This window comes from Endozoicomonas sp. ISHI1, assembly GCF_024606225.1.
Lineage (GTDB): Bacteria > Pseudomonadota > Gammaproteobacteria > Pseudomonadales > Endozoicomonadaceae > Endozoicomonas_A.
In genome coordinates this window covers 60281-82435 of record NZ_JAGRPU010000002.1, presented here as the reverse complement: position 1 = coordinate 82435, position 22155 = coordinate 60281, and the positions used below count along the sequence as shown (strand labels likewise).

At 48.7% G+C, this 22155-nt stretch carries 18 protein-coding genes; 11 read left to right on the top strand and 7 right to left on the bottom strand.

Annotated elements, in window-relative coordinates; translation table 11 throughout:
• Nucleotides 1–5: 5 nt before the first annotated feature.
• From KBW69_RS02390 to tldD, 4 genes are all read left to right on the top strand, one after another.
• On the top strand, nt 6–605 hold the full coding sequence (locus KBW69_RS02390) for a nucleoside triphosphate pyrophosphatase (RefSeq protein WP_257253640.1): 600 nt from the start codon (nt 6–8) through the stop codon (nt 603–605).
• 232 nt (nt 606–837) lie between these two features.
• A complete protein-coding gene (rng, locus tag KBW69_RS02385) occupies nt 838–2310 on the top strand; it encodes a ribonuclease G (RefSeq protein ID WP_257253641.1) in 1473 nt (490 codons plus the stop codon).
• A 31-nt stretch (nt 2311–2341) separates the two neighbouring features.
• Nucleotides 2342–6283: a YhdP family protein gene (locus tag KBW69_RS02380; protein WP_306674473.1), complete on the top strand. Its 3942-nt coding sequence runs from the start codon at nt 2342–2344 to the stop codon at nt 6281–6283.
• A 130-nt stretch (nt 6284–6413) separates the two neighbouring features.
• Nucleotides 6414–7853, top strand: a complete 1440-nt coding sequence (gene tldD / locus KBW69_RS02375; RefSeq protein WP_257253214.1) for a metalloprotease TldD — start codon at nt 6414–6416, stop codon at nt 7851–7853.
• A gap of 29 nt (nt 7854–7882) precedes the next feature.
• Here tldD and KBW69_RS02370 read toward each other — a convergent pair whose 3' ends face one another.
• Both KBW69_RS02370 and KBW69_RS02365 read right to left on the bottom strand, forming a co-directional pair.
• A complete protein-coding gene (locus KBW69_RS02370) occupies nt 7883–8509 on the bottom strand; it encodes an NUDIX hydrolase (RefSeq protein ID WP_257253212.1) in 627 nt (208 codons plus the stop codon).
• Nucleotides 8510–8569: 60 nt separating this feature from the next.
• Entirely contained in the window at nt 8570–9628 is a 1059-nt protein-coding gene (locus KBW69_RS02365; RefSeq protein ID WP_257279790.1) for an AI-2E family transporter, read from the bottom strand.
• 316 nt (nt 9629–9944) lie between these two features.
• Between KBW69_RS02365 and KBW69_RS02360 the strand changes: the two genes are divergently transcribed.
• The gene (locus tag KBW69_RS02360) at nt 9945–10337 is read left to right on the top strand and encodes a hypothetical protein (RefSeq protein ID WP_257275303.1); all 393 of its coding nucleotides are present in this window, start codon (nt 9945–9947) and stop codon (nt 10335–10337) included.
• A gap of 252 nt (nt 10338–10589) precedes the next feature.
• Here KBW69_RS02360 and KBW69_RS02355 read toward each other — a convergent pair whose 3' ends face one another.
• Complete coding sequence (locus tag KBW69_RS02355) at nt 10590–12086, bottom strand: carboxypeptidase M32 (RefSeq protein ID WP_257279789.1); 1497 nt, start codon at nt 12084–12086, stop codon at nt 10590–10592.
• Nucleotides 12087–12358: 272 nt separating this feature from the next.
• On the opposite strand from KBW69_RS02355, the gene KBW69_RS02350 reads away from it, so the two are divergent.
• Nucleotides 12359–13318, top strand: coding sequence for a hypothetical protein (locus KBW69_RS02350; RefSeq protein WP_257279788.1), 960 nt, complete (start codon nt 12359–12361; stop codon nt 13316–13318).
• Nucleotides 13319–13484: 166 nt separating this feature from the next.
• Here the strand turns inward: KBW69_RS02350 and KBW69_RS02345 are convergent, their stop codons facing one another.
• The 4 genes from KBW69_RS02345 to KBW69_RS02330 all read right to left on the bottom strand — a co-directional run bounded on the left by KBW69_RS02345 (nt 13485) and on the right by KBW69_RS02330 (nt 16924).
• Nucleotides 13485–14246: a sulfite exporter TauE/SafE family protein gene (locus KBW69_RS02345; protein ID WP_257279787.1), complete on the bottom strand. Its 762-nt coding sequence runs from the start codon at nt 14244–14246 to the stop codon at nt 13485–13487.
• Between the two features lie 9 nt (nt 14247–14255).
• Nucleotides 14256–14762: an 8-oxo-dGTP diphosphatase gene (locus tag KBW69_RS02340; protein ID WP_257279786.1), complete on the bottom strand. Its 507-nt coding sequence runs from the start codon at nt 14760–14762 to the stop codon at nt 14256–14258.
• Between the two features lie 80 nt (nt 14763–14842).
• Nucleotides 14843–15508, bottom strand: a complete 666-nt coding sequence (locus KBW69_RS02335; RefSeq protein WP_257279785.1) for a metallophosphoesterase — start codon at nt 15506–15508, stop codon at nt 14843–14845.
• Between the two features lie 54 nt (nt 15509–15562).
• Nucleotides 15563–16924, bottom strand: a complete 1362-nt coding sequence (locus tag KBW69_RS02330; RefSeq protein WP_257279784.1) for a hypothetical protein — start codon at nt 16922–16924, stop codon at nt 15563–15565.
• Between the two features lie 168 nt (nt 16925–17092).
• Between KBW69_RS02330 and KBW69_RS02325 the strand changes: the two genes are divergently transcribed.
• The 5 genes from KBW69_RS02325 to KBW69_RS02305 all read left to right on the top strand — a co-directional run bounded on the left by KBW69_RS02325 (nt 17093) and on the right by KBW69_RS02305 (nt 22111).
• Complete coding sequence (locus KBW69_RS02325; RefSeq protein ID WP_257274807.1) at nt 17093–17518, top strand: nuclear transport factor 2 family protein; 426 nt, start codon at nt 17093–17095, stop codon at nt 17516–17518.
• Nucleotides 17519–17861: 343 nt separating this feature from the next.
• A complete protein-coding gene (locus KBW69_RS02320; RefSeq protein ID WP_257279783.1) occupies nt 17862–18428 on the top strand; it encodes a recombinase family protein in 567 nt (188 codons plus the stop codon).
• Nucleotides 18429–18450: 22 nt separating this feature from the next.
• Nucleotides 18451–19554 carry an RNA-guided endonuclease TnpB family protein gene (locus KBW69_RS02315; protein ID WP_257279782.1) on the top strand — a complete coding sequence of 368 codons (1104 nt, stop codon included), beginning with the start codon at nt 18451–18453 and terminating at the stop codon, nt 19552–19554.
• Between the two features lie 63 nt (nt 19555–19617).
• Entirely contained in the window at nt 19618–20928 is a 1311-nt protein-coding gene (locus tag KBW69_RS02310; RefSeq protein WP_257279781.1) for an MFS transporter, read from the top strand.
• A 124-nt stretch (nt 20929–21052) separates the two neighbouring features.
• On the top strand, nt 21053–22111 hold the full coding sequence (locus tag KBW69_RS02305; RefSeq protein WP_257274472.1) for a phospholipase A: 1059 nt from the start codon (nt 21053–21055) through the stop codon (nt 22109–22111).
• Nucleotides 22112–22155 lie beyond the last annotated feature (44 nt).

The following is a 22155-nucleotide window of genomic DNA, read 5'->3' as shown; positions in this document are numbered from 1 at the left end:
TTATCATGATCTATCTCGCTTCCCAGTCACCGCGCAGGAAAGAACTTCTCCGGCAGATCGGTATTGCCTTTCATCAGATTCATTCCGGGGTTGATGAGACCCCGTTCTCGAGTGAAGCTCCAGAAGCCTATGTTACCCGAATGGCAGAAGAAAAAGCGCTGGCCGGCTGGCGCCGGCTTACATTGGATCAATTGCCACTCAGGCCCGTGCTGGCAGCGGATACTGCAGTGATTCTGGGAGTGAAAATACTCGGTAAACCCGAAAATGAGTCACAAGCCTGTGATATGCTGTTGTCATTGAGTGGGAATAGCCATGAGGTATTCACAGCAGTTGCGGTCACTGATGGTAATAGTCTATCCGTGAAACTGTCCAGAACAGTGGTCAGAATGACTGCTTTTGACCGGAAAGTGGCTGAAGCCTACGTGGCCACCGGTGAGCCTATGGATAAAGCCGGTGCGTACGGTATTCAGGGAAAAGGAGCCGTTCTGGTAGAAAGCATTTCAGGAAGCTACACCGGTGTGGTGGGTTTGCCCGTGAAGGAAACCGTAGCCCTACTTCAGAATCTGGGCATTAGCCCATGGCACCCTCAGTTAGTAAAAAACTGATTAGAAAGAATCTCGGGAGACTGTTTAACAGCAGCTTTCCTGCCAGGCAGTGTTCCTCCGGGTCTGGTAAAACGTTTTCAGGTATTTATTTCGTTTATTTGGTTTTTCTGGCAGGACGGGATTGTTATTTAAGAATCGGCAGCCCTTCGGATTTAAGGCCAAGATGGCTTTAAGTCATACAGGCTTCCGTAATACAGTTTCCTGATCGACTGACCAGTTTAAGGGGAAGGGAATGAGTGAAGAGATTCTGATGAATATCACGCCAATGGAATCGCGAGTGGCGCTGGTTGAAAATGGGGTACTTCAGGAAGTCTATATTGAAAGAGCCTGCAGTCGAGGCATTGTCGGTAATATCTACAAAGGTAAAGTTGTCCGGGTCCTTCCGGGAATGCAGGCCGCTTTTGTGGATATCGGTCTTGAAAGGGCTGCTTTTATTCATGCCAGTGAAATTGCCCCCCGCAACGAGAGAGACAATGATGATCAGTCGGAGCGCCCGATTGTTGAACTCGTTCATGAAGGTCAGTCGCTGGTTGTTCAGGTCACCAAAGATCCTCTGGGGACCAAAGGTGCCCGCCTGACTACACACATCTCTATCCCGGCCCGTTATCTGGTGCTCATGCCCCATAATAATCATGTGGGTATTTCTCTGCGTATTGATGATGCAGAAGAACGCGAGCGTCTCAGAAAGCTGGTTGAAGAGGGCATGAAGTGCGACGGAGAAGATGAGAAAGGCGGCTTTATTCTCAGGACAGCAGCTGAAGGTATCACCGAGGCAGAAGTGAAGGCTGATATTCTTTTCCTGAGACGGCTATGGCAGACCATTGAAGAAACGGTCAGGGAAAATACTGCACCGGCCACGATTTATGAAGATTTGCCGCTGCACCTGAGAACGATGCGTGACTTGGTGGAGCCGGATATTGAGAAAATCCGAATTGATTCCAGGGAGACTTTCAATAAGGTATCCAAGTTTGTCAAAAAACTGGTGCCTCTGGTGGATGGCAGGGTTGAATATTACCCGGGAGAGCGTCCTATTTTTGACCTGTTTGGGGTCGAAGACGAAATTAACAAGGCGCTCAGTCGCAAGGTGCAATTGAAATCAGGCGGTTACCTGATTATCGATCAGACTGAGGCTATGACCACGATTGATGTAAACACGGGGGCTTTCGTGGGTCATCGTAACCTCGAGGAAACTATCCTTAAGACCAATCTGGAAGCTTCTGTAGCCATTGCCCGGCAGTTACGATTACGCAATCTGGGAGGCATTATTATTATCGATTTTATCGATATGGAAGACCCTGAGCATCAGAGACAGGTTCTGAGAACTTACGAAAGGTCTCTGGAGAAAGATCACGCCAAAACCAATATCACCGGAGTCAGTGAGCTGGGGCTAGTGGAAATGACCCGTAAGAGAACACGGGAGTCACTGGAAAATGTACTGTGTGAACCCTGTCCAACATGCGATGGTCGTGGCACACTGAAAACAGCTGAGACGGTGTGCTATGAAATTTTCAGAGAAATTCTTCGAGCCGTTCGTGCATACGACAGCCAGAGTTACACGGTTCTGGCGTCTGAGCATGTAGTCGACCGCCTGCTGGATGAAGAATCCAGTAACGTAGCAGATCTCGAAGAGTTTATTCAAAAACCGATTCGTTTCCAGGTTGAACCCATATACAGCCAGGAACAGTTTGATGTGGTGCTGGTATAAACGGGAATAGGAACGCGTCAATGAAAAACAGATGGCCTGGTATTTCATGAGGTCAGATTCAAGGCTGGTAACTTACCTCAAGTCTACCGCTATATGGAGTTTCCGCCTGGTCATGGCGGCCCTTCTGTTTATGGTATTGCTGGTTGCAGGGGCCCGAATCTTTATCGGATGCCTGCCTTTTTTTCAAGACCATCTTGTTGAATATCTTAACGACACACTCGATACCTCATTCGCTATCGATCAGCTGGAGACCAACTGGGCTGGCGGCAGTCCTACTGTCAGCATCAAAGGCTTGTCGCTTCAGGGGAATACTTCTGAAGCCCCCGGCTTTGCTATTGAGCGCCTTGATCTTGAGTTGGATTTGAAAGCCAGTCTGATGAACCGGGCTCCGGTCTTTACCTATCTGGAAGCAGAGGGTGTTACCCTGGCCATACAGAGTGACAGTGATGGCGTGTGGTCGCTCAGGGGAGTTCAATACATCCGCGATGATGGCAAGGGCCTTAACCTGCACAAAACTCTGGAGTTTTTGCAGCTTCAAGAGCACATTGATGTCACCAACTTTTCCCTCACCATGCAGCCTTTTGGCAGCGAGCCGTTAATTCTCGATACCCGCTACTTTTTCATGGTTAAGGAAGAGTCAGAGCTGAGGCATCTTCAGACCCGGATTGTGACTCAACAAGGGGCTCTGGAATTCAAAGCGCTCGGCAAGGGGATTCAAAGAAAGGACATGGCCTGGTCCGGGCTGATCAAGACTGATGCACTGGATCTGGCTCCCTGGACTGCGCTCATTTCACAAGGTGCTCTTCAGTTAAAAAGCGCTGAGTTAAAAAACGCCTATTTGCAAACCGCTCAGTTGAATCTGGAGGCCGACTGGGAATATCTTGATGGTCAATGGCAGTTGCAGGGAGATCTGAATCTGCCAGCCATTGTCTACCATAAAGGTCAGCAAGTGCTACCGGATGTTTCTCTATCCACTGAACTCTCACTGAGCAGCGATTATCTGGTTGGGAGTACAGATTGGAAGCTTGGGTTGAAAAATCTGAGCCTGACATCCGGCGATCATGCGTTTGGTCTTAACATCAAGATTCATGGCAAAAGGGGTAGAGAGTCGATTTACACGACTTCGGTAAGCTCTGTTGATCTGGCAGTCCTTAAATCTTTTCTGGTCAGTACCCAGTTAATGCCAGAGCTGGCTGATGAACTCTTCACTATTCTTAACCCGGCTGGTGAGCTGGATAACATTTCTGCCCAATATTTTCCCGATAAGCCGCTGCGAGAGCGGCTGGATCTTTCTGCGAATCTGAACAACGTTTCAGTAGATGCCTGGAAAGGAGCACCGTCTGCATCAAACGTCAATGGATATCTAAAAATGGGCACGATCAGCGGTTACTTCGACCTGGAAACAGAAAATTTCACTCTGGGGCTGACCGAAGTCTTTCGTAAGGTCTGGCACTATGATAGTGCCAAAGCAAAGCTTAGCTGGGACGTTCTGGATAAGGAGGATTTCTTTCAGCTGAGTAGCGACGATATCACCTTAAAAGCCCCCGAGGGTGATCTTAGTGGTCAGCTGAGACTGGATATTCCTCTGGATGGGAAGGAGCCCATTGTCATGGACCTGAATGTGGGCATGAAAAATGGTGATGCCAGCTATGCTCCGAAATACCTTCCCAGCCAGCTGTCTGCGCTTTCAAAAGAGCTGGTCACGTGGCTTGATACCAGTATCAAAGGGGCAGAAGTCTATGAAGGACGTTTCACCTATGATGGCCCGCTGGAGGACACTGACGACCCTGATGATGTGAAGTGGGGACTCTATTTCGATGTCAATAAAGCGCGCCTGGATTATCACCCTGACTGGCCTGAAGTCTATGACGCCCGGGGGCAGATCTGGGTGGATAACGACAATATAAAGATTGATATTGTGTCGGCAAAGTTACTGGATGCAAAACTCAGCAATGTCCAGGCTGATCTGGCACTGGATAAAAATCTGGATTTGAACATCTCCGGTCAGGTGGCCGCTCTTGGTCAGGATCTGGAAAAGCTCTTGACTGAAACCCCAATTAATAAGCGGCTGAAGGGAGAAGCAAAGAACTGGACGATTCGCGGAGACCTGGATGGCAGCGTCCAGTTGATGATTCCACTGGAGCATGCCATGGATACGTCAGTTGACGTCAGTGTGAAAACATCGGGAGCTTATTTTGGTATAGATACGGCTGATGTTCAGATTGACGACATTCAGGGGGCCTTGAATTTCAGTACCGAAACCGGATTGTCCGCTAAAAAAGTGCAAGGCCTTTTTCTGGGTGATTCTGTCGAGGCCAGTATTGACACCGATATGACGAATAAAGCTGAGCCTGAGGTCCATTTTAACTGGCACGGTTCTGTTTCTGCTGAAGGACTTCAGCAATGGCTTCAGCTGGATGCCCTCAGTTTTCTGGAAGGTGCCAGTCGTTACAAGGGCCACTTGGTACTGGGTGGCAAGCCTGCTGACATTCAGTTGAAAGTCACCAGTGACCTGAAAGGAATGGAAGTCGAGCTTCCAGCCCCCTTAAAAGTAGCGGCTGATCAGACAGTGCCCTTTGAATTGCGCCTTAATCAATTCGCTCATCGAGATGAACTGGATATCGTTCTTGGTAAGACGGGACAAGCCAGAATTCAGTTTGGTGACGGCTTTAAGTATCAGTCTGCTGTCGTTCTTGTTGGTGGTAAAGGTCAACTGCCGGCCATGAAACCTGATAAAATTGTACTGTCTGGGCAACTATCCAAACTCGATCTGATGCCTTGGAAACAGCAGTTCGAAGGGCAGCCGGGTGACAAAACTGAAAAGACCCTGGTGAGTCAGATTGAAGTCAGGCAATTGAAGATTGATCAGCTGCTCTTCAGTCAAGAGACTCTGAATAACCTGGTGTTTAACCTGTCTCATGAGACCGGTGGCACACGTCTTGTTTTAAGCAGTGACAAGATAGATGGCAGCTTGATGATACCAGAGGATCAGAAGCAGCCATACCAGTTGAATCTGAAAAAACTGTATGTTTCCCAGGGTTCGGCAAAGAATGAATCTACCGTAGAACACAGAGGTCTATTGGGTGATCTCAGGCCTTCAGAACTGCCCAATGCTGATATTTCCATAGACTCTTTTAAGCTGGGCGACAGGACTTTGGGTTCAGTTTCTTTTGGTTTGAGACCTTTTCCTGATGGGAAGCGGATTGAGAATCTGAAAATCAATTTGCAGAAGATGGCGTTATTCGGAGATTTGGACTGGACCTACATCAATGGTCAGCACAGGACTTCTTTTAATGAGCGCCTGACAGGGTCTGGCATTCAGGCTCTGCAGGAAGCTTTGGGTATCTCACCTTTTGTTTCAGCTAAGAAAACGACCATTCAGGGGAAGCTGGCTTGGGATGGACCTCCGATGGGTATCAATATAGTGTCACTGACAGGTGCCGTTCGACTAAAGCTGGAAAATGGTACCCTGCAGAAGGTAGAAGGGGGAGCCGGCGCCTTGAAAATGTTCGGCATCCTGAATATGGAGGCTCTGACCCGGCGTCTGCGTCTCGATTTTTCTGACCTCTACAAGAAAGGCATCAGTTTTGACCGTCTGGATGGGGTCGTGCGGTTCGACGAAGGAATTATCACTTTTGATAAGCCTCTTGAAATTGATGGTCCTTCGTCGAACTTCAAGCTGGATGGCCGTGTAGACAGTGTCACTGAAAGTATGGACATGAGTCTGGTTGTTACACTTCCATTATCGTCTAATCTGCCGATACTCAGTGTCTTGCTTGGATCTGCACCTCAGGTGGCCGGTCTGATTTATCTGGCGGATATGCTGGTGGGTAAACAGGTGGATCAGCTGGCCAGTATTCGCTACCGAATCAGAGGCTCTTTTGACAACCCTGAGGTGACTCTGGATCAATTATTCTCCAGCAAAGCCCGAAAACCAGGTCAGACAGAGATTCCCAAGCGGAAAAAACCCTGAGTCAGAAACAGCCTTAAGCAAAATGGGAATGCTTTTTTTGTCCATAGGTGTGACAATCTCTTTATAACGATGTAGGCCTGCTCCGAATAATCAAGCAGGCAATGGATAATAGCTAGGGCCTGAATAAACTATGACCGACATTCTTACACAGGCGCGAAATCATTTGCTGGCGCCGGCAAATATCGGTGACAACGAGCTGGGCAGAGTGCTTGACAGTATTCTGGGGCATTCGGTTGACGCAGCGGATCTCTTCTTTCAGTCAACACGTCATGAAGTCTGGGCGCTGGAAGACAGTATCATCAAAGAAGGCAGCTTCAATGTAGACCGGGGTGTAGGTGTACGTGCTATCAGTGGCGAGAAAACCGGCTTTGCCTATTCCAACGAAATCATTTTACCGGCCCTGGAGCAGGCTGCGGGCGCGGCCCGGAGTATTGCTCGTCTGGGTCAGGAGCATCAGATTCAGGCCTGGAACCGAAGTCAGCCACTGGCTCTTTACGGCACGGATAATCCTCTGGACTCCATGAGTCGTGAAGATAAAGTGTCTCTGCTCAAGGCTGTTGACCAGGAAGCCAGAAAAGCGGATCCAGCGGTTAAGCAGGTTAACGTCAGTCTGGCGGGTGTCCACGAAGTGGTTCTGGTGGCTGCTTCTGATGGTACTCTGGCTGCGGATATACGGCCGTTGGTACGTATGAGCGTCAGTGTTATTGCCGAGAAAGATGGCCGTATTGAGCGAGGTTCTGCCGGTGGAGGTGGTCGTGGTGACTATCTGCAGTTTATCCAAAATGATAAAGGCTTGAGCTATGCCCGTGAAGCGGTGCGACAGGCTCTTGTGAATCATGAAGCTGTTGCTGCTCCGGCTGGGACCATGCCGGTCGTATTGGCTCCGGGTTGGTCGGGTGTTCTGCTGCATGAAGCCGTAGGACACGGTCTGGAAGGCGACTTTAACCGTAAAGGCAGTTCTGCCTACGCAGGTCGTGTCGGTGAGAGGGTTGCTTCGCCGCTATGCACCATTGTTGATGACGGCACGCTGACAGGCCGCAGAGGCTCCCTGAATCTGGACGACGAAGGTGTACCCACCGAATCAACGGTTCTGGTTGAGAACGGTATCCTGAAAGGCTACATGCAGGATAAGCTGAATGCCCGTCTGATGGGCGTTGCTTCTACGGGTAATGGACGTCGAGAGTCTTATTCTCATCTGCCCATGCCACGAATGACCAACACCTACATGTTGGCTGGCAAAAGCGATCCGGGTGAGATTGTTGCCAGTGTTGATAAAGGAATCTACGTCGCCAATATGGGCGGTGGTCAGGTCGATATTACTTCTGGCAAATTTGTATTTTCCACCAGTGAGGCTTACCTGATTGAGAATGGCAAGGTAACCACTCCGGTTAAAGGCGCTACGCTGATCGGCAACGGACCGGATGTTATGAATCAGGTCTCTATGGTCGGCAATGATCTGGAGCTGGATCCGGGCGTTGGTGTTTGCGGTAAAGACGGTCAGTCTGTGCCTGTTGGTGTTGGCCAGCCCACGCTCAAAATCGATGAAATCACGGTAGGCGGAACAGCCTGATTCGTCAGGAAAATGGCAGGTAAACCTGCCTATTTATCGAACTCTGTTGGCAAACCATTGTTTTCATGATGTTGCTTCATCAAAGCAATGTCGGAAGCAATGGTTCTCCCCTGTGAGAGATGTGGCAGTTGATCCGGCTCGAAAAAACCGACCTCTGATATTTCGATGTTGGCAGTTGGGCTGCCACCCTTGAGTTCACACAAAAACAGCATTTTGATCAGGTGGTGAGGGTTTCTGGGAGAGTAGGGGTGTTTATGAACATCACGCACAGCCACCAGCTTCCGGGCTTTGACAATATACCCTGACTCTTCCAGAGTTTCCCGTTCTGCTCCCAGAGCTGGGGACTCGCAGACGTCGGCCCAGCCGCCGGGCAGAGCCCAGCAACCATCAGAGCGTTCTCTTACCAGCAGGATACGACCTTCCTGAAACACTCCAGCCCGGATATCGAGCTTGGGTGTGGTATAGCCTGTTTCAGGAAGAAAATAGTGATCGACTTTTTCAATGGGAGCGCCTGCAAGAAGTGCTGTCATTTCGTGGGCAATGTCCTGAAGCTGCTGGTAGCGCTCCAGATCAAAGCCGCCGTCGGTATAGGTTATTCCGTTCTGAGCAATGGCGCGAATCTTTTCAACCCAGTTTGTCCATGGATTTTTCTGCATAGTATTTGCCTGTCCATTGATGAATCTGTTCACTTTAGTACAGTCGGCTGATGCTAAGTATTATTTTGACTGTTCAGCGTCCACCTCCTCTTTTGGCCTTCCAGACCCCAAGAGCGCAGCAAATCTTCGGCTACCGGGCGAGGATTCCAATAGTACTTTTATGCTGATGGTCAGAGGGACTGAGAGCAGCATGCCAATCGGGCCCAATAACCAGCCCCAGATCAGCAACGATAAAAAAACGACCATGGACGAAAGACCGAGTCCCTTACCTAATACTCTTGGCTCAAGTATGTTACCAATCAGCATGTTGATCAGGAAATAGCCAGCTGAAACAAATAGTGCTTCAGAAAAACCCAGTTGCAGCAAAGTGATCAGGATGCCGGGAATGGCCGCCAGTATGGAACCAATGTTTGGAATAAAGTTCAGGGCAAAAGCCAGAATGCCGCCCAAAAGGTAAAAGTTAACCCCTCGCAATCCTAGCAATAGAGCGACCAGTAATCCTGTGAGCACACTGATGGCCGTTTTCAGGGCAACATAACGATTGACCGAGGCAACAAATCTTTCGAGATCTTTCAGCTGCTGGTCCGGATCAGACATGGAACGGATCAGTTTATTTCTCAGTAGCGGTGCCTCGGCCAGCATGAATATAACCGTCAGAAAGATCAGGAAAACATAACTGGTGGCACTGCCCATATGGGTCAGCATGGACGTTAAAAAGCTAAAGATGGATGAGGTATCCAATGGTTCAGCGATGGATTTCAGATCCAGATTAATGTTGCGTTGCGCCAGTTTGTCACTGATCTGATGAATCATATCGATCGTTTGCTGCTTATACCCTGGCAGCGCCTTGGCAAAGTCCTGTAAGGCACTGCCAATGGAAGCCACAATCATCATCATAGTGATGATTAGCACCGAGACTACTAACAGAATGCCCAGCACCCTGGGAATATGCAGTCGGCTCAAGGCGTTAATGGCTGGGTTGAGAAGAATCGCCAGGAAGTAGGAAAACAGCAGGAGAGAGAGTATTTCACTGCCCAGACGAATACCGGCAAGAATGATCACCAGTGAGGCAGCTGTCACTATGTAGCGGCTAATGTTCTGTATTTCGGCGGATTGCATACTTGATTCTTGCTCCTTTTGAATATGTTCAAGGTTCAAGATTTGAGCTCTGCTTGCAAAAATCGACTGTCACCATCGTTGCGAGCCATGGAGGGCCAGGGGCGAATACTATGTCGACCCACCCTGGCTAGCTTAGTGAGAAAGTTGCCATCATTATACTAGAATGCTTTCTAAACGGCCTTGAGTGTATCGCAGCTGAAGCAGCAGGGCGTTATGCACAGGGTGCCAGGACAAATGGGCTGGCCTTGATGTTGTCGTGCAAATTAAATAGTCGACCATGTACTAAAATCCTAATGCCAGATATGTGAGGCTAAACATGATGAGTAATGTCGCATGCTTATTTTTTATATCAATAATCGCATTTACCTCTAACGCTGCCTATTCTGACTATTGCACAATAGTTACAAAGACATACGTAGAAAGCCTTAAGAATGGTAACGAATGCAATGGCATATTGCCATTATTCAGTGATCAAGATGACTTGGTGTATTCACCCAAATATGGAAAAATTACAGCTAAATACTTATTTTGTCATGAAGATAATGGTGTGAAGTATGATGTTGTTAATCAACAGCTTTTGGCTGACTGTGTATTATATTTAACTCTAAATATTGATGGCACTAACAGGCCATATGTAGATGTTTTTAAACTTGATAAAAATGGGAAAATCAAATCTTTATCCATTTATCATGGCCCATCGACATTATAATTGACATCCACCACCATCTGGTATCAATAGCCTTTTGAATTTTTTTGATAACACTTCACCAACTAAGCTGATGGTTTTTGTAGCGTATGCTGGCCGTTAAGGCAGATAGTACAATGCTAAACAGTGCACACCAACTCCTGCTGTGTGTCGTATGAGTTTCTAAAATTCGATAGCCAATACGGGATGGTTGTTCAGTAAACCTGAACCCGACCTCGGAGTGAGTGGGTTCAGGAGCTTAAGGGGAGCGAGTCATCAAGTCTTCAGGTAACGACTCAGAATGTGCTGCTTGAAGTGATCTGCATTCAGCGGTTCGCCGGTGGCCTGAGTGTATAGTTCGTGAGTTTCCAGCTTGCAGCCTTGCTGCCAGATGTTTTCTGTCAGCCAGTTAAATACCGGCTCCAAATCGCCGGTAGCGATGCGGCTCTCTACATCGGGCAATTGTCGCTTAACAGTGGCAAACTGCTGTGCTGCGTACATGGCACCCAAAGTATAGCTTGGGAAGTAGCCAAAAGCGCCCATTGGCCAGTGAATGTCTTGCATACAGCCGGTGCTGTGATTTTCGCCGGTGGCAAGGCCCAGGTAAGCCTGCATTTTCTCATCCCAGATCTGGGGCAGGTCATCCACCAGCAGTTCTCCCTCGATCAGTGCCTTCTCGATTTCATAACGCAGGATGACATGCATGGGATAACTGATTTCATCGGCGTCTACGCGGATAAAACCGGGCTTTACCCGGTTGTAGATCTTCGCAAGGTTAATCTGGCTGAAACGCTCATCCTCCTGACCTTCTGACAGGTGTTTCACGATCAGAGGTCTGATGAGCTTCAGGAACTCCGGGCTGCGACCCAGCTGCATTTCAAAAAACAGACTTTGGCCTTCATGGACCCCCATTGAGCGGTAGGAGCCAAGTGGCAGCGACCTCAGATCTGCCGGAAGATTCTGGTTATAGCGGGCGTGACCTGTTTCGTGGATCGTTCCCATCAGGGATTCAACGAAGTCTTGTTCGTTATATCGGGTAGTGAGGCGAACATCTTCCGGAACCCCACCACAGAATGGGTGGACACTGACGTCCAGTCGGCCATGATTGAAGTCAAACCCCAGCAGTTTCATAACATCCAACCCGAGGGCTTTCTGGTTCTCGGCAGGGTAGTGGCCCTGACTGGCTATCAGAGAATCATTCTTTTGCTGTTCGACAACGGTTTGCAAGGTTTCTGGCAGCCAGCTCTTGAGGTGACCAAAAAGAACATCCAGCTCTTTGGAAGTCATACCGGGTTCATAAAGCTCCAGCAGGGCGTCGTAGCCTCTGGCGCCGGATGCGGCGGAGCGAATACTGGCCTCTTCACGGGCTAGTTTGACCACTTCTTTCAGGTTTTCGGAGAAGCCTTTCCAGTCATTTTTCGGCCGCTGGGTTCGCCAGGCGTGCTCACACTTCGAACTGGCCAGAGACTGGGCTTTGACCAGTTTTGCTGGCATAACAGAGGCTTTTCTCCAGCTTCGTTCCATTTCCCGGATAGAACTTTGTGTTACCGTGTCGTCAGCTTTTTCCCGGGCTTCCTGAAGCCAATGGCCTACCTGTTCTTCAGTCAGCAGCTCGTGCATCAGGCCAGAAAGTTCTGCCAGCGCTTCAGAGCGAGCCTGGTTGCCCCCGGAAGGCATTATGGCGGACTGATCCCAGCTGGCAATAGCGGAAAGATGTTGAAAACGGTAAAGCTTGTTGAAACGTTCTACCAGTTGGTTGTAGGCCTGGTTCATAGTTCTGGTTCCATTGTTTTGGTTATTGTAACGATTGAATTCTGTCGAGCGGTCATCCGGGCTTTTGCGTAAAGGCCGGTGAGGACCGCGTTTCGGACTTTTGGTCGTTGACAGAATGAAGCCTCATCCAGTGCAGTATGATTATCCTATACCAGACTCCATTTTCTGTCGGCTATTTTATTAAGGGTTAATTGATAGGGTTCTCCGGGTCGGCTGATCGTTATCGAATAGTTATCAATACTCCTGGTTGGAATGAGATGGAGCCTGAATTTATGCCAAAGCCGTTGTTCCTGGCTGTTTCAAAATCTTATTTTCCCAAATATAACTCAAAATGCTTCGTGCTTTTGTGCGCTATTCTCTTTTTCCATGAAGCGGTCAGCGGGGAACAGGTCTCTGATGAAGAGCCTGCCATTTGTCAACAATTACAGCCGCCTGAGAGCAAGTCAGAACAGTTGGTTGACTGGCTCTTGCAGAATGGCCCCAAAATGAAGCAGGAAGGCTGCTGGCAGACCTATATCCAATTGGGTACCCAAGGGATGCAGGAGGCGGCTGCACAGTCTCGTTGTCAGGACAGGGTTCAAATTGCCATAGGTGTATCTTCCATGTATTTCTATCGGGGCGATTATGACCATTGTCGCAAGCTGGCCGAGGAGGTCAGCAACTATGCCCGCGAGCATGAGGATTGGGATGGCTATGTTTCCAGTCTGTCTCTGTTGTCTGGGGTAGCCAGGGCTCAGGGTCACAAGGAGGCGATTGACTACGCTGAAAAAGGCATGGAAGTGTTACAGAAACGACGACCGGTTGACCCGTATCTTGAGGCTAAGACACTTTATAACCTGGGGGCAGCCCATAGTGATGTGGGTGAGCCTGATCTGGATCGTGCCAGAGTAGCATTGGTAAAATCTCATGCCCTCTATCACTACCTGAATGATCCTTACGAAATAGTTCGCTCTGGCTTGAGGTTGGCAAGAATTGATTACCTTGATGGCAACTGCGACAGAGCTCTGACCGTTATTAGATCCATAGAACCCCTTATTGAGGGTGCACGCTCACGGATGCTTTATCACTTCATGCTGGCAAAAATTCATCATCGTAAGAAAAATTGGGGCAAAGCCAGAGCGGAGGCTCTGGAATCACTGGCACTGGCCGATCGCCTGAATGCCAAAGTGGATGGGGAAAGAGCAAGAGCTTGGCTGGCTGCGATTGATAATAAGACTTTCGTTGAGGACTAGCAGCCTTTCGGACTTAAGGCTGTCCTACTGCGGTTGCAATAAATTGGTCTAAAAATTCCTGCTTCTTCGTCAAATAGCTCGCTATTCTCCTCAGAAGCAGAAATTTTTATCCTCAATTTCTTGCAATCCTCGCTACGGACGCTTAAGTCCGACAGGCTGCTAGCTATCAGAATAAGTCGGTAAGGAGCTTGAGTCCGGTTATGAAAAGACAGACGTACAAAACCTTGTAAAAAAAGTCAGTAGAGATTGTTTTAACCATCTTCATTCCAAGCCAGACACCCAGGGGGCAAACAGGCACTAACAAAGAGGACAGTAGCAGGTTGTTTGCGGTGAACTGGCCAAGGGCTGCATAGGCAGGGCACTTTATCAGATTGAGAGAGCCAAAAAAAATAGCCATGGTGCCTGCCAGAAATTCCTTTTCCAGCTTCAACGGTAGCATGTAAACACTCAGCGGTGGTCCTCCGGAGTGAATACCAAAGCTGGTGAAACCACTGACGGTTGACCAGAAAATACCGCTCAGTGTGCCGGGCTTATGGGGTGAGTGAACGTAATCACCAAACCATTGGTTCAGGCAGAACAAAATGGCAATGATACCAATTATGCCTCTGATAGCCCGTTCACTCAGGGATGCAAATATCATCAGGCCCAGAAAAATGCCGAACAGGCCCGGAAAAATAATGACCCTGAACACAGTCCAGTCTACGTGCTTCCGCCATCCCCAGATGGCGAATCCGTCCATAACTAACAGCAAGGGTAGGAGGATTGCAGCAGCCTGAACGGGAGGCATCGATATCGACATAAGAGGTACAGCAATCATCCCAAGAGCGTTACCCATACCTCCTTTGCCTAATCCTGTAATGAGGACTGCCGGGATAGCCGTTATAAAGAAGGACAGCTCTGGTGCTGATGACAGCGGTGGTGACAACATGGGGAAATGTCAGGTGAGGAGTTCGATTTCGTAATCCAGCATTTTATCCTTGTTGAACAGGTAGCGGCCGATAAAGTTCTTTTTCTTCATCAGCAGAGGTAACCAGTAGCGGTCATCCTCCCACATTTCATCGTAAGGAATATCTTTGATATGAAACCACAGGGGGATCGCCTCGTCGGTTTCTTCGGGAATACCATCATAGTCAGAAGCGGAAAAGGCGTAGACATGAATGGAGTAGCCGTCGACAAACTGGAACAGGCATTCACCATGAAAGTTCATATTCAGCGGGGTGACGTTCAGTTCTTCCTGAACTTCTCGCACTGCGCACTCCAACGTGGTTTCACCATCTTCAAGCCTGCCGCCGGGCCCATTGATTTTGCCGGCTCCCAGTCCGCGCTTTTTGCGAATTAAAAGAATATGATCGTTTTTAATGATAAACGTCAGGGTAGCAGGATCTTGAGCTTTCCAGCTTTCCCAGTCGATGTCGGAGAGTGTTCTGGCGGTTATGGGCTGCATGTCAGACTTATGATTTGTCGATACCTCAGTTACTCATTATAAAGCAGAGCTGCTGGAGATGGGTTGTTAATTTTTCATTATTACCTGAGTTGTGACAATGGCAGTAATGTCAGAGTGTTGGACTTGAAAGCTCCGGTATCAATAAAGTGGGTATTGCCCAGAGTCGTAGGGTTTTCGACAATGGTGTGGCCACAGATAATATGGTCCACACCTTCAACCCAGTCTGTATTCCCGGTTTGTACTTTTGTTCTTGACCACATCAATTGCCGGGTCAGTTCAGGATTGCTTGCAATGCTCTCAGGATTCCAATGGTTTAATGGGTATTCTGCGTGACAGATCGCCAACTTGCTTCCGTCAGATTGCTCAACGAGTATCAGGTAGGGCAATGTATCTACCCAGTTGGCATACTCCTGCATTTGTTTTGTAGACACTTTAAGATGCCAGCGACCACCGTTGAGAACCCAGTCTGCCAGAATAGCTGATGACTCTGGGTTTCGGGCAATGGTCCGCAGGGTATCTTCGTGATTGCCGCAGACAGGATGGAACCAGGGTTCATGGATTAGGGAGAGGCAACCGGGCGAATCGGGTCCCCGGTCAATCAGGTCTCCCACACTGAAACAACGATCCAGCTTAAAATCAAAATCCACTTGCTCCAGGGTTTCGAACAGCAAGTCATACATGCCGTGAAGATCACCGATTGCGAAATCTCTTCCTGACAAGTTGGGGCCGAAGGTTTGAAGAAACATGATAGCTCCTTTGCAATCCATTGCTTCTGGAGTTCGAAGCAGGCAGGGGTTGTGTCAGATCCCTTTCAGAGTCGCCAAGCCCGTTTTTGGATCAATCTCTATCCCGGGTGGTGCTGACTTGAGTATAATCTTAACCTGTTTGTCATTGGCCAAGACTCTGAAAGACAACGGTGTACTTTTAGGCAGCTCGCCGGTTTTTCTAGCCAGGGCTGCGACGTCCAGAGCACTCAGGTAAAAAGGCAACACCTTCTCTACTGTTTCGGCCAGATTGCTGAGAATCAGAGCGTTAGCCATTAGCGCAGGTGCGTAAGTCGGTGTTGCGTAGTCGGTGGTCTGAAGCTGAGACTGAACATGATCGACCCAGCGTTTCTTTTGCTCTTTGGGCAACGTGCTGAAGGCTTTCAGCAACAGACTGCCTTCTTCCGGAGTAAACAATCTCATCATTGCAGCCAGAGCACCCAGAGCTTCGACTTCCTGAGTAGACAGCCCTTTATCGTTCGAGAGCTTCAGCCACTGGGCTCGCGCCGTCAGATAGGCAGGAATGGGATTAAAATCCGGATCTTTCTGAAGCTTGTCCAGTTCGACCTTGATCTGGTTCATTGCCCGGAAGGTATTCTCCGTCAGGTACAGGGAGCCTTTGGCACTGACATGCCCCCTGAAGCCGGCAATGTTATCTACCCAGTAGGCATACCAGAGGCTCAGGTCTCCAGGCTTCAGTTTGCCACTGCGAAAGCCCTCTTTCAGAGTGCTGTACATATTGAGTGAACCTTCGTTGTACATCATATGTCGCAGATGACTGTCTGACAGGAACACGATGGTGAATTTGTGACCGTCGGAACGGTATTTTCTGGCAATTTCTTTTGCCAGCGGGTAAATGCTGGTGGCTTTATCAGCGGTTACCGCAAGGAACCGAGTACTGTCTTCCGGTAGTTTGGTATCAAGAACTACCGACGCTCGCTCCCTGGCAGTTGGTGACAGGGTGACGGCACTGATTAACGCTGCGGCAGCCAGTGTTTCGTAAGACTCCTCATCGAGCCCGCGAATCAGCCCAGACAATTGGTTGAAGTGCTGAAGGCTCAGGACCGGCACAGCCAGATCTTTCTGGGGCAGAATGAAGGCATCGTAGTCCTTTTCTGTACCGGACTTCAGCAACTGGAGTGAATAAAGGCGGGACAGGGCACGAGGGATTTCCCAGTGTATGTCAGAGGGTAGCCGGTCCGCCGACATTTCCGGGGTGGCAACAGGGTTATCCATGACCCAGCTTAGCTGCTCAATCTGGCTACTGGTAATGTTCAGATCCTTGCCATAGGTGACACGAATGTATTCTCTGATCAGGTCGATGGCTTCATTGGCCTGAGCCTGCCAGCCAGTCAGAATCAGCAGTAAGAGTAAAAGAGGCTTCAGAAGTGTTTTCATAACTGAAAGGGCAATTGACCAAATGCCTAAGCATAGCAACAGGTATGAAGTTTGCTCCGAAGTTTTTGGATCCGGTTATGAAAATTTCGTCAAAAAACCTGCGTTGACTCTACCTATAGTTTTATATGAATATTTTAGGAACAGGGCACTATTCAGGAGAGGGTCGACATGGCGGACACCAGAGAGACCATCCGATCATTGTTTGATCGGCAGGCTGAAAACTACATTCAGCAGGACAGTGCTGGTATGCTGGGTCATTATGCACCGGAAGACGACCTGCTGTTCTGGAGCTCAGAAGGTGCTCAGATTAACGGTCATGAAGCTCTGAAATTCTGGTATGAAACCCTCTTCAACCAGTTCGAAATCCTGTCCGTCAAATACCGGATAGAGTCTGCCTGGGAAGGACCAGATCAGATTTCCTGCTGCAGTACCTGGCAGTTAGAAACCCGGCTCAGGGATGTAGAGTGGGCGGTGGTAGAACTACAGTTTCTGAGGGCGACACATATTTTGAGACAGTATCAGGGAGCATGGAAAATAGCTCATATCCACTCCTCTCCCATTGGTCAGGCCTCAGCCGATTTTCCCGCCAGCTGACGATCCCTGAAGCAGATAGGCGTTCTTGTACTAGTCTTGAGTCACTCCACTTTTTAACCGTTCTGGTTGGGGCATGGGGCAGCGGGCTTTTCCCTGACTAACAGCAGTCAAATAAAATTGCAACAATCGCAAAATCAATTACGCTAGCAGCCTGTCGGACTCAAGGCTGTCCTACTGCGGTTGCAATAAATTGGTCTAAAAATTCCTGCTTCTTCGTCAAATAGCTCGCTATTCTCCTCAGAAGCAGAAATTTTTATCCTCAATTTCTTGCAATCCTCGCTACGGACGCTTAAGTCCGACAGGCTGCTAGACACAAGATAAATCATTAAAAGATGAATTTATCTTGTGGGTTTCGGCTACAAAGCTCGCCAAGATTGAAGGCCTAACCAGCCAAACTATAAGGCGCAAGATCGAAAGCGTTCACTACGAAAAAGTGAAGCAAACAGATGGTGGTCACTTCCGCATATTCATTAACCAGCAAAGGAAGATATGCTATGCAAGAGTTAGTTCTGGAAAGCAAAAATCCAGCATTAACACGCAAAAGCGTATCTTACTCCAAAAGCACCCTGATGCAGAATTTATCAGCGACATTGCCAGCGCTTTCAACTTTAAGCGAAAAGGACTGCAAACCATTCTGGAATCAGCGGTGTGCGGACATCCAACCCATATTGTGGTTGCCACAAAAGATCGCCTTGCCCGATCAGGATTTGAACTTATCAAGTGGCTTGTTGAATTATCGGGAGGACAAATCGAAGTTTTGGATGACCCGGATAACGCCAGTGGGTCATTCGACACCCAAGAGCTTATCGGTTTCATTACCTCACTCTGCAATAGCCACTACAGGAAGCGATCTGCTAAAAGACGCAAAGATAGTCGCGTCAAAAAAGATCAGGTTTTACCCAGAGAATGAGCAAGCCTATCACGATGCCCTGATGCTCTATCGGAGGTCGTACAACCTTGCTGTTGAGCGTTTCCGTAACAATGACTATAAAGATGCCAGCGGAAAGCTCATCAACATGCGACCTGCCATTAAAGCTCAAGTGGAGCAAGAGCAAAAAGAAAGTGGCAGGGCTTATAACTCGCTTGTTTCTGATAATGGAACACTGGCGGCAGCGACTACATTCAAAGCGGTCTGCAAGCACAACAAGAAGCTCAGGGGAGCTAAAGAGGGCTTTGCAGAAATCAGTTTCAAAAGCCGCAAAGGTAGCAGGTACTCATTCTCTATTGACCGTTTGCCAAAGGGATTAAATCCCTGCGTACAGGCTCTTGGCAAGATTCACCTGGCAGAAGATGTACCAGCCGAAGCGATGGGTAAATCTTGTGTCGTAACCTACGACAAAGGTCGCTGGTTCATTCAGGTTCAACAACATATTGAGCTAAATCCCGAAATCCAAGGGAAGGTTAGATGCGTTGGAGTTGACCCCGGAGTTCGCACCTTTGCTACTTGCTACAGCGAAAAAGAGGCGTTGATAGCGGGTGATAACGTTGCAAAAACAAAGCTGTTCCCACTGATGAAGCAAGTGGACAGCTTGATCAGCCAAAAGCAAAAAATCCTGAACACGCAGAAGGGCGTTAAGTTCCCCGATATGCCCCAGTGGGCAAGAGATCGGATTATTCATTTCAACAGGGAAATTGACCGTCTGAAATGCAAAAAGGATGACATTGTTCTTGATCTGCATAACCGGCTGGCGTTCGAGCTGGTGTCGAACTACGACGTTGTATTTTTGCCAACCTTTGAGACAAGAGGTATGGTCACACGCAAAGATAAGAAGGTTCGCACCATTCGCCGTAACACCTGCCGCCAGATGCTTGACCTCAATCACTACCCATTCAAAAAGCGGCTTAAGTGGTACGCAAAAAAGTATGGAAAGCATGTGGTTGATTGCAACGAAGCCTATACATCCAAGACTCAATCATGGAACGGGACCATTGACGAAAAATTAGGTTCTTCCAAAATGATTAAGGGTGAGGGTTTCACCGTTGACCGTGACATCAACGGTGCCAGAAATGTCTTTCTTAAGTGTTTGACAAGGTAGCTTGAACCTTATCCATAACAGCGAGTGTTGCGCTCGTTGCGGATTTAATCAAGAGAGTGACTTATGCCGCGTTGCATTACTGCACCCAGTGAGCATTACAAGCTGGCTCTGGCCGTCTCCATGGGAGGCATGCTGGAGCTTTATGATTTCCTGATCTACGCCCTGATGGCAAGCTATATCGCGGAGCATTTTTTTCCTGCCTCGGATCAGCTGTCCTCATTGCTGGGAACCTATGCTGTCTTTGCCACAGGATACCTGACCAGACCGCTGGGAGGCCTGTTTTTCGGGCATCTCGGAGATCGGTTTGGCCGCAAGAAAACATTCACTCTGACCATTTTTCTCATGGCTTTGACCACTGCTCTGATGGGCTGTTTACCTACTTATGAAGAGGTTGGAGTTATTGCTCCACTGACGTTGGTTCTGCTCAGGCTGACCCAGGGGTTTTCTCTTGGAGGAGAGTTGCCGGGAGCCATCACTTTTCTCAGTGAAAGTGCGCCGCAACGACAGGGGCTAATGATCGGTATCCTATTTCTGGCCCTGATGATTGGCATCTCTCTGGGCACTTTTCTCCATGGTCTGTTAAGTATGCTGCTGGGTCAGGAAACTATGGCTCAGTGGGGGTGGAGAATCCCTTTTTGGATTGGTGGTCTGCTGGGGCTGGTCAGCTATCAGATTCGCAAGCGCTTCAATGAGTCCGGATTATTTGCTGCCCTGGATCAGGCCCGTCAGCAGTCAACTATTCCCCTTATCCTATTACTGCGAGAGCATCGGAAGGGGCTGCTCTGTGGTCTGTTGTTGATGGCGCTTTGCGGTGCCACGGTAACGGTTTATGGGGTCTATATGTCAAGCTACCTCTCTTCCATACTGGGTTTACCACAGGCTAATGTGGCTTGGCGCACGGCGGTTGCTTTTTTTATTCTTTCGCCCCTGTCGCTGTTAGCAGGCATTTTGACTGATATTGTCAACAAGAGGCTGCTGGCTATCTCTATGGCTCTGGTTGTGATTATTTTGTCATTTCCAGCCTTCCAGTATTTTCTTACAGAGGCTCCTCAGGTCCGGCACATTATGATGACCTGCGGATTATTTACTGCGGTCGCCTCAGGTCTGCTTCCTCCTATTATTGTCCGCTTTTTTCCAACAGAAGTTCGCTACACAGGCATTGCTACCTCATACAATTTTGGCTTTGCCATTTTTGGCGGGCTTGCTCCTTTGAGTTCGACACTGATCGTACAAATGACCGGTACTGCATTAGGGCCCGCATACTATCTGGCGGTCATCGGTACCATCAGTCTGATAGCTGTTCTGATTCCCTGGCCTGACTTCGATATGGCAAAAACGGAATGTCTTGATACAACACCAACGGAAAAAGGTTGAGATTGCAGAGCCGGGGATTTATGTTCGAGCATTCGTTAAAGCTTTAGGTTGCCCTGTGATGAGCGCAGACTCTCACCGGCATTTCAGCCCGTTGCGCTCGTTAGGAAGAAAAAGAGTTTCAACTATGGATAATAATGTGACGCTTGTCTCAATCAAACAAGGGCCTTTTTGGGTTGCAGGTTTGGTCCTGAGTCTGTCGCCGGCTTTGGCTTTGTCATCAACTCCCCATGAACAGTGCCTCCTGAAACAGGCTATGGAAGCCGATGGTCAGACCACCATGGCGGAGATAAGGGCTGTTTGCGGCAAACCCCACGAAGAAGAGGCACTGCCTCTGGTGGTTGATGATTCTGATAGGGTCCGGGAGACAGAGGAAAGTGCTTTTGATGAACGAGTTAAAGGTGAACGTCAGGCGTTTGATAATCGTTTTGTGATAACTCCCCATCGTCCCAATTATGTGCTTCCGGTTTCCTGGAACAGTCACGTTAACAAGGAGCCTTACAAAGCAATAGGTGAGGAACTGACATCAACCGAAATCAAGTTTCAGCTGAGTCTGAAAGCGCCTGTCTGGGAGGGTTTATGGAACGGTTACGGTAATGTCTATGTAGCCTACACTAACACCTCCTGGTGGCAGGCCTACAACAACAACTCTGCGCCATTCAGGGAAACGAACCACGAACCGGAAGTCTTTGCGGTACTTCCGGTCGATCGTTCGGTATTGGGTATGGATTTGTGGGCGGTAGTGGCCGGTCTGTCTCATCAATCCAATGGTCGGTCGGGCGGCCTTTCCCGAAGCTGGAATCGAGTTTACCTGAATTTCCTGCTGGAAAAGGGCAATTTTTACGTGAGCTTCAAGCCCTGGTATCGGATTCCCGAACCTGAAAAAGACCCAAATAACCCGAATGATACGGAGGGGGATGATAACCCGGATATTGAAAAGTACATGGGACATGGTGAGCTTCATTTTGGCTATAAACTGGATGAATACCAGATATCCATGATGCTCAGAAACAACCTGCGGTCTTCAGATAACAAAGGTGCGGTGCAACTGGGCTGGTCCTTCCCTCTTAGTGACCGTTTCCGGGGTTATGTCCAATATTTTAATGGCTATGGAGAAAGCCTGATTGATTACAATGCCAGTGTGAACCGGCTCAGCATTGGTGTGATGCTGACTGACTGGCTCTGATACTACCTTTTTACGAGAACTCGACTACACTGGAGCGTCAATCA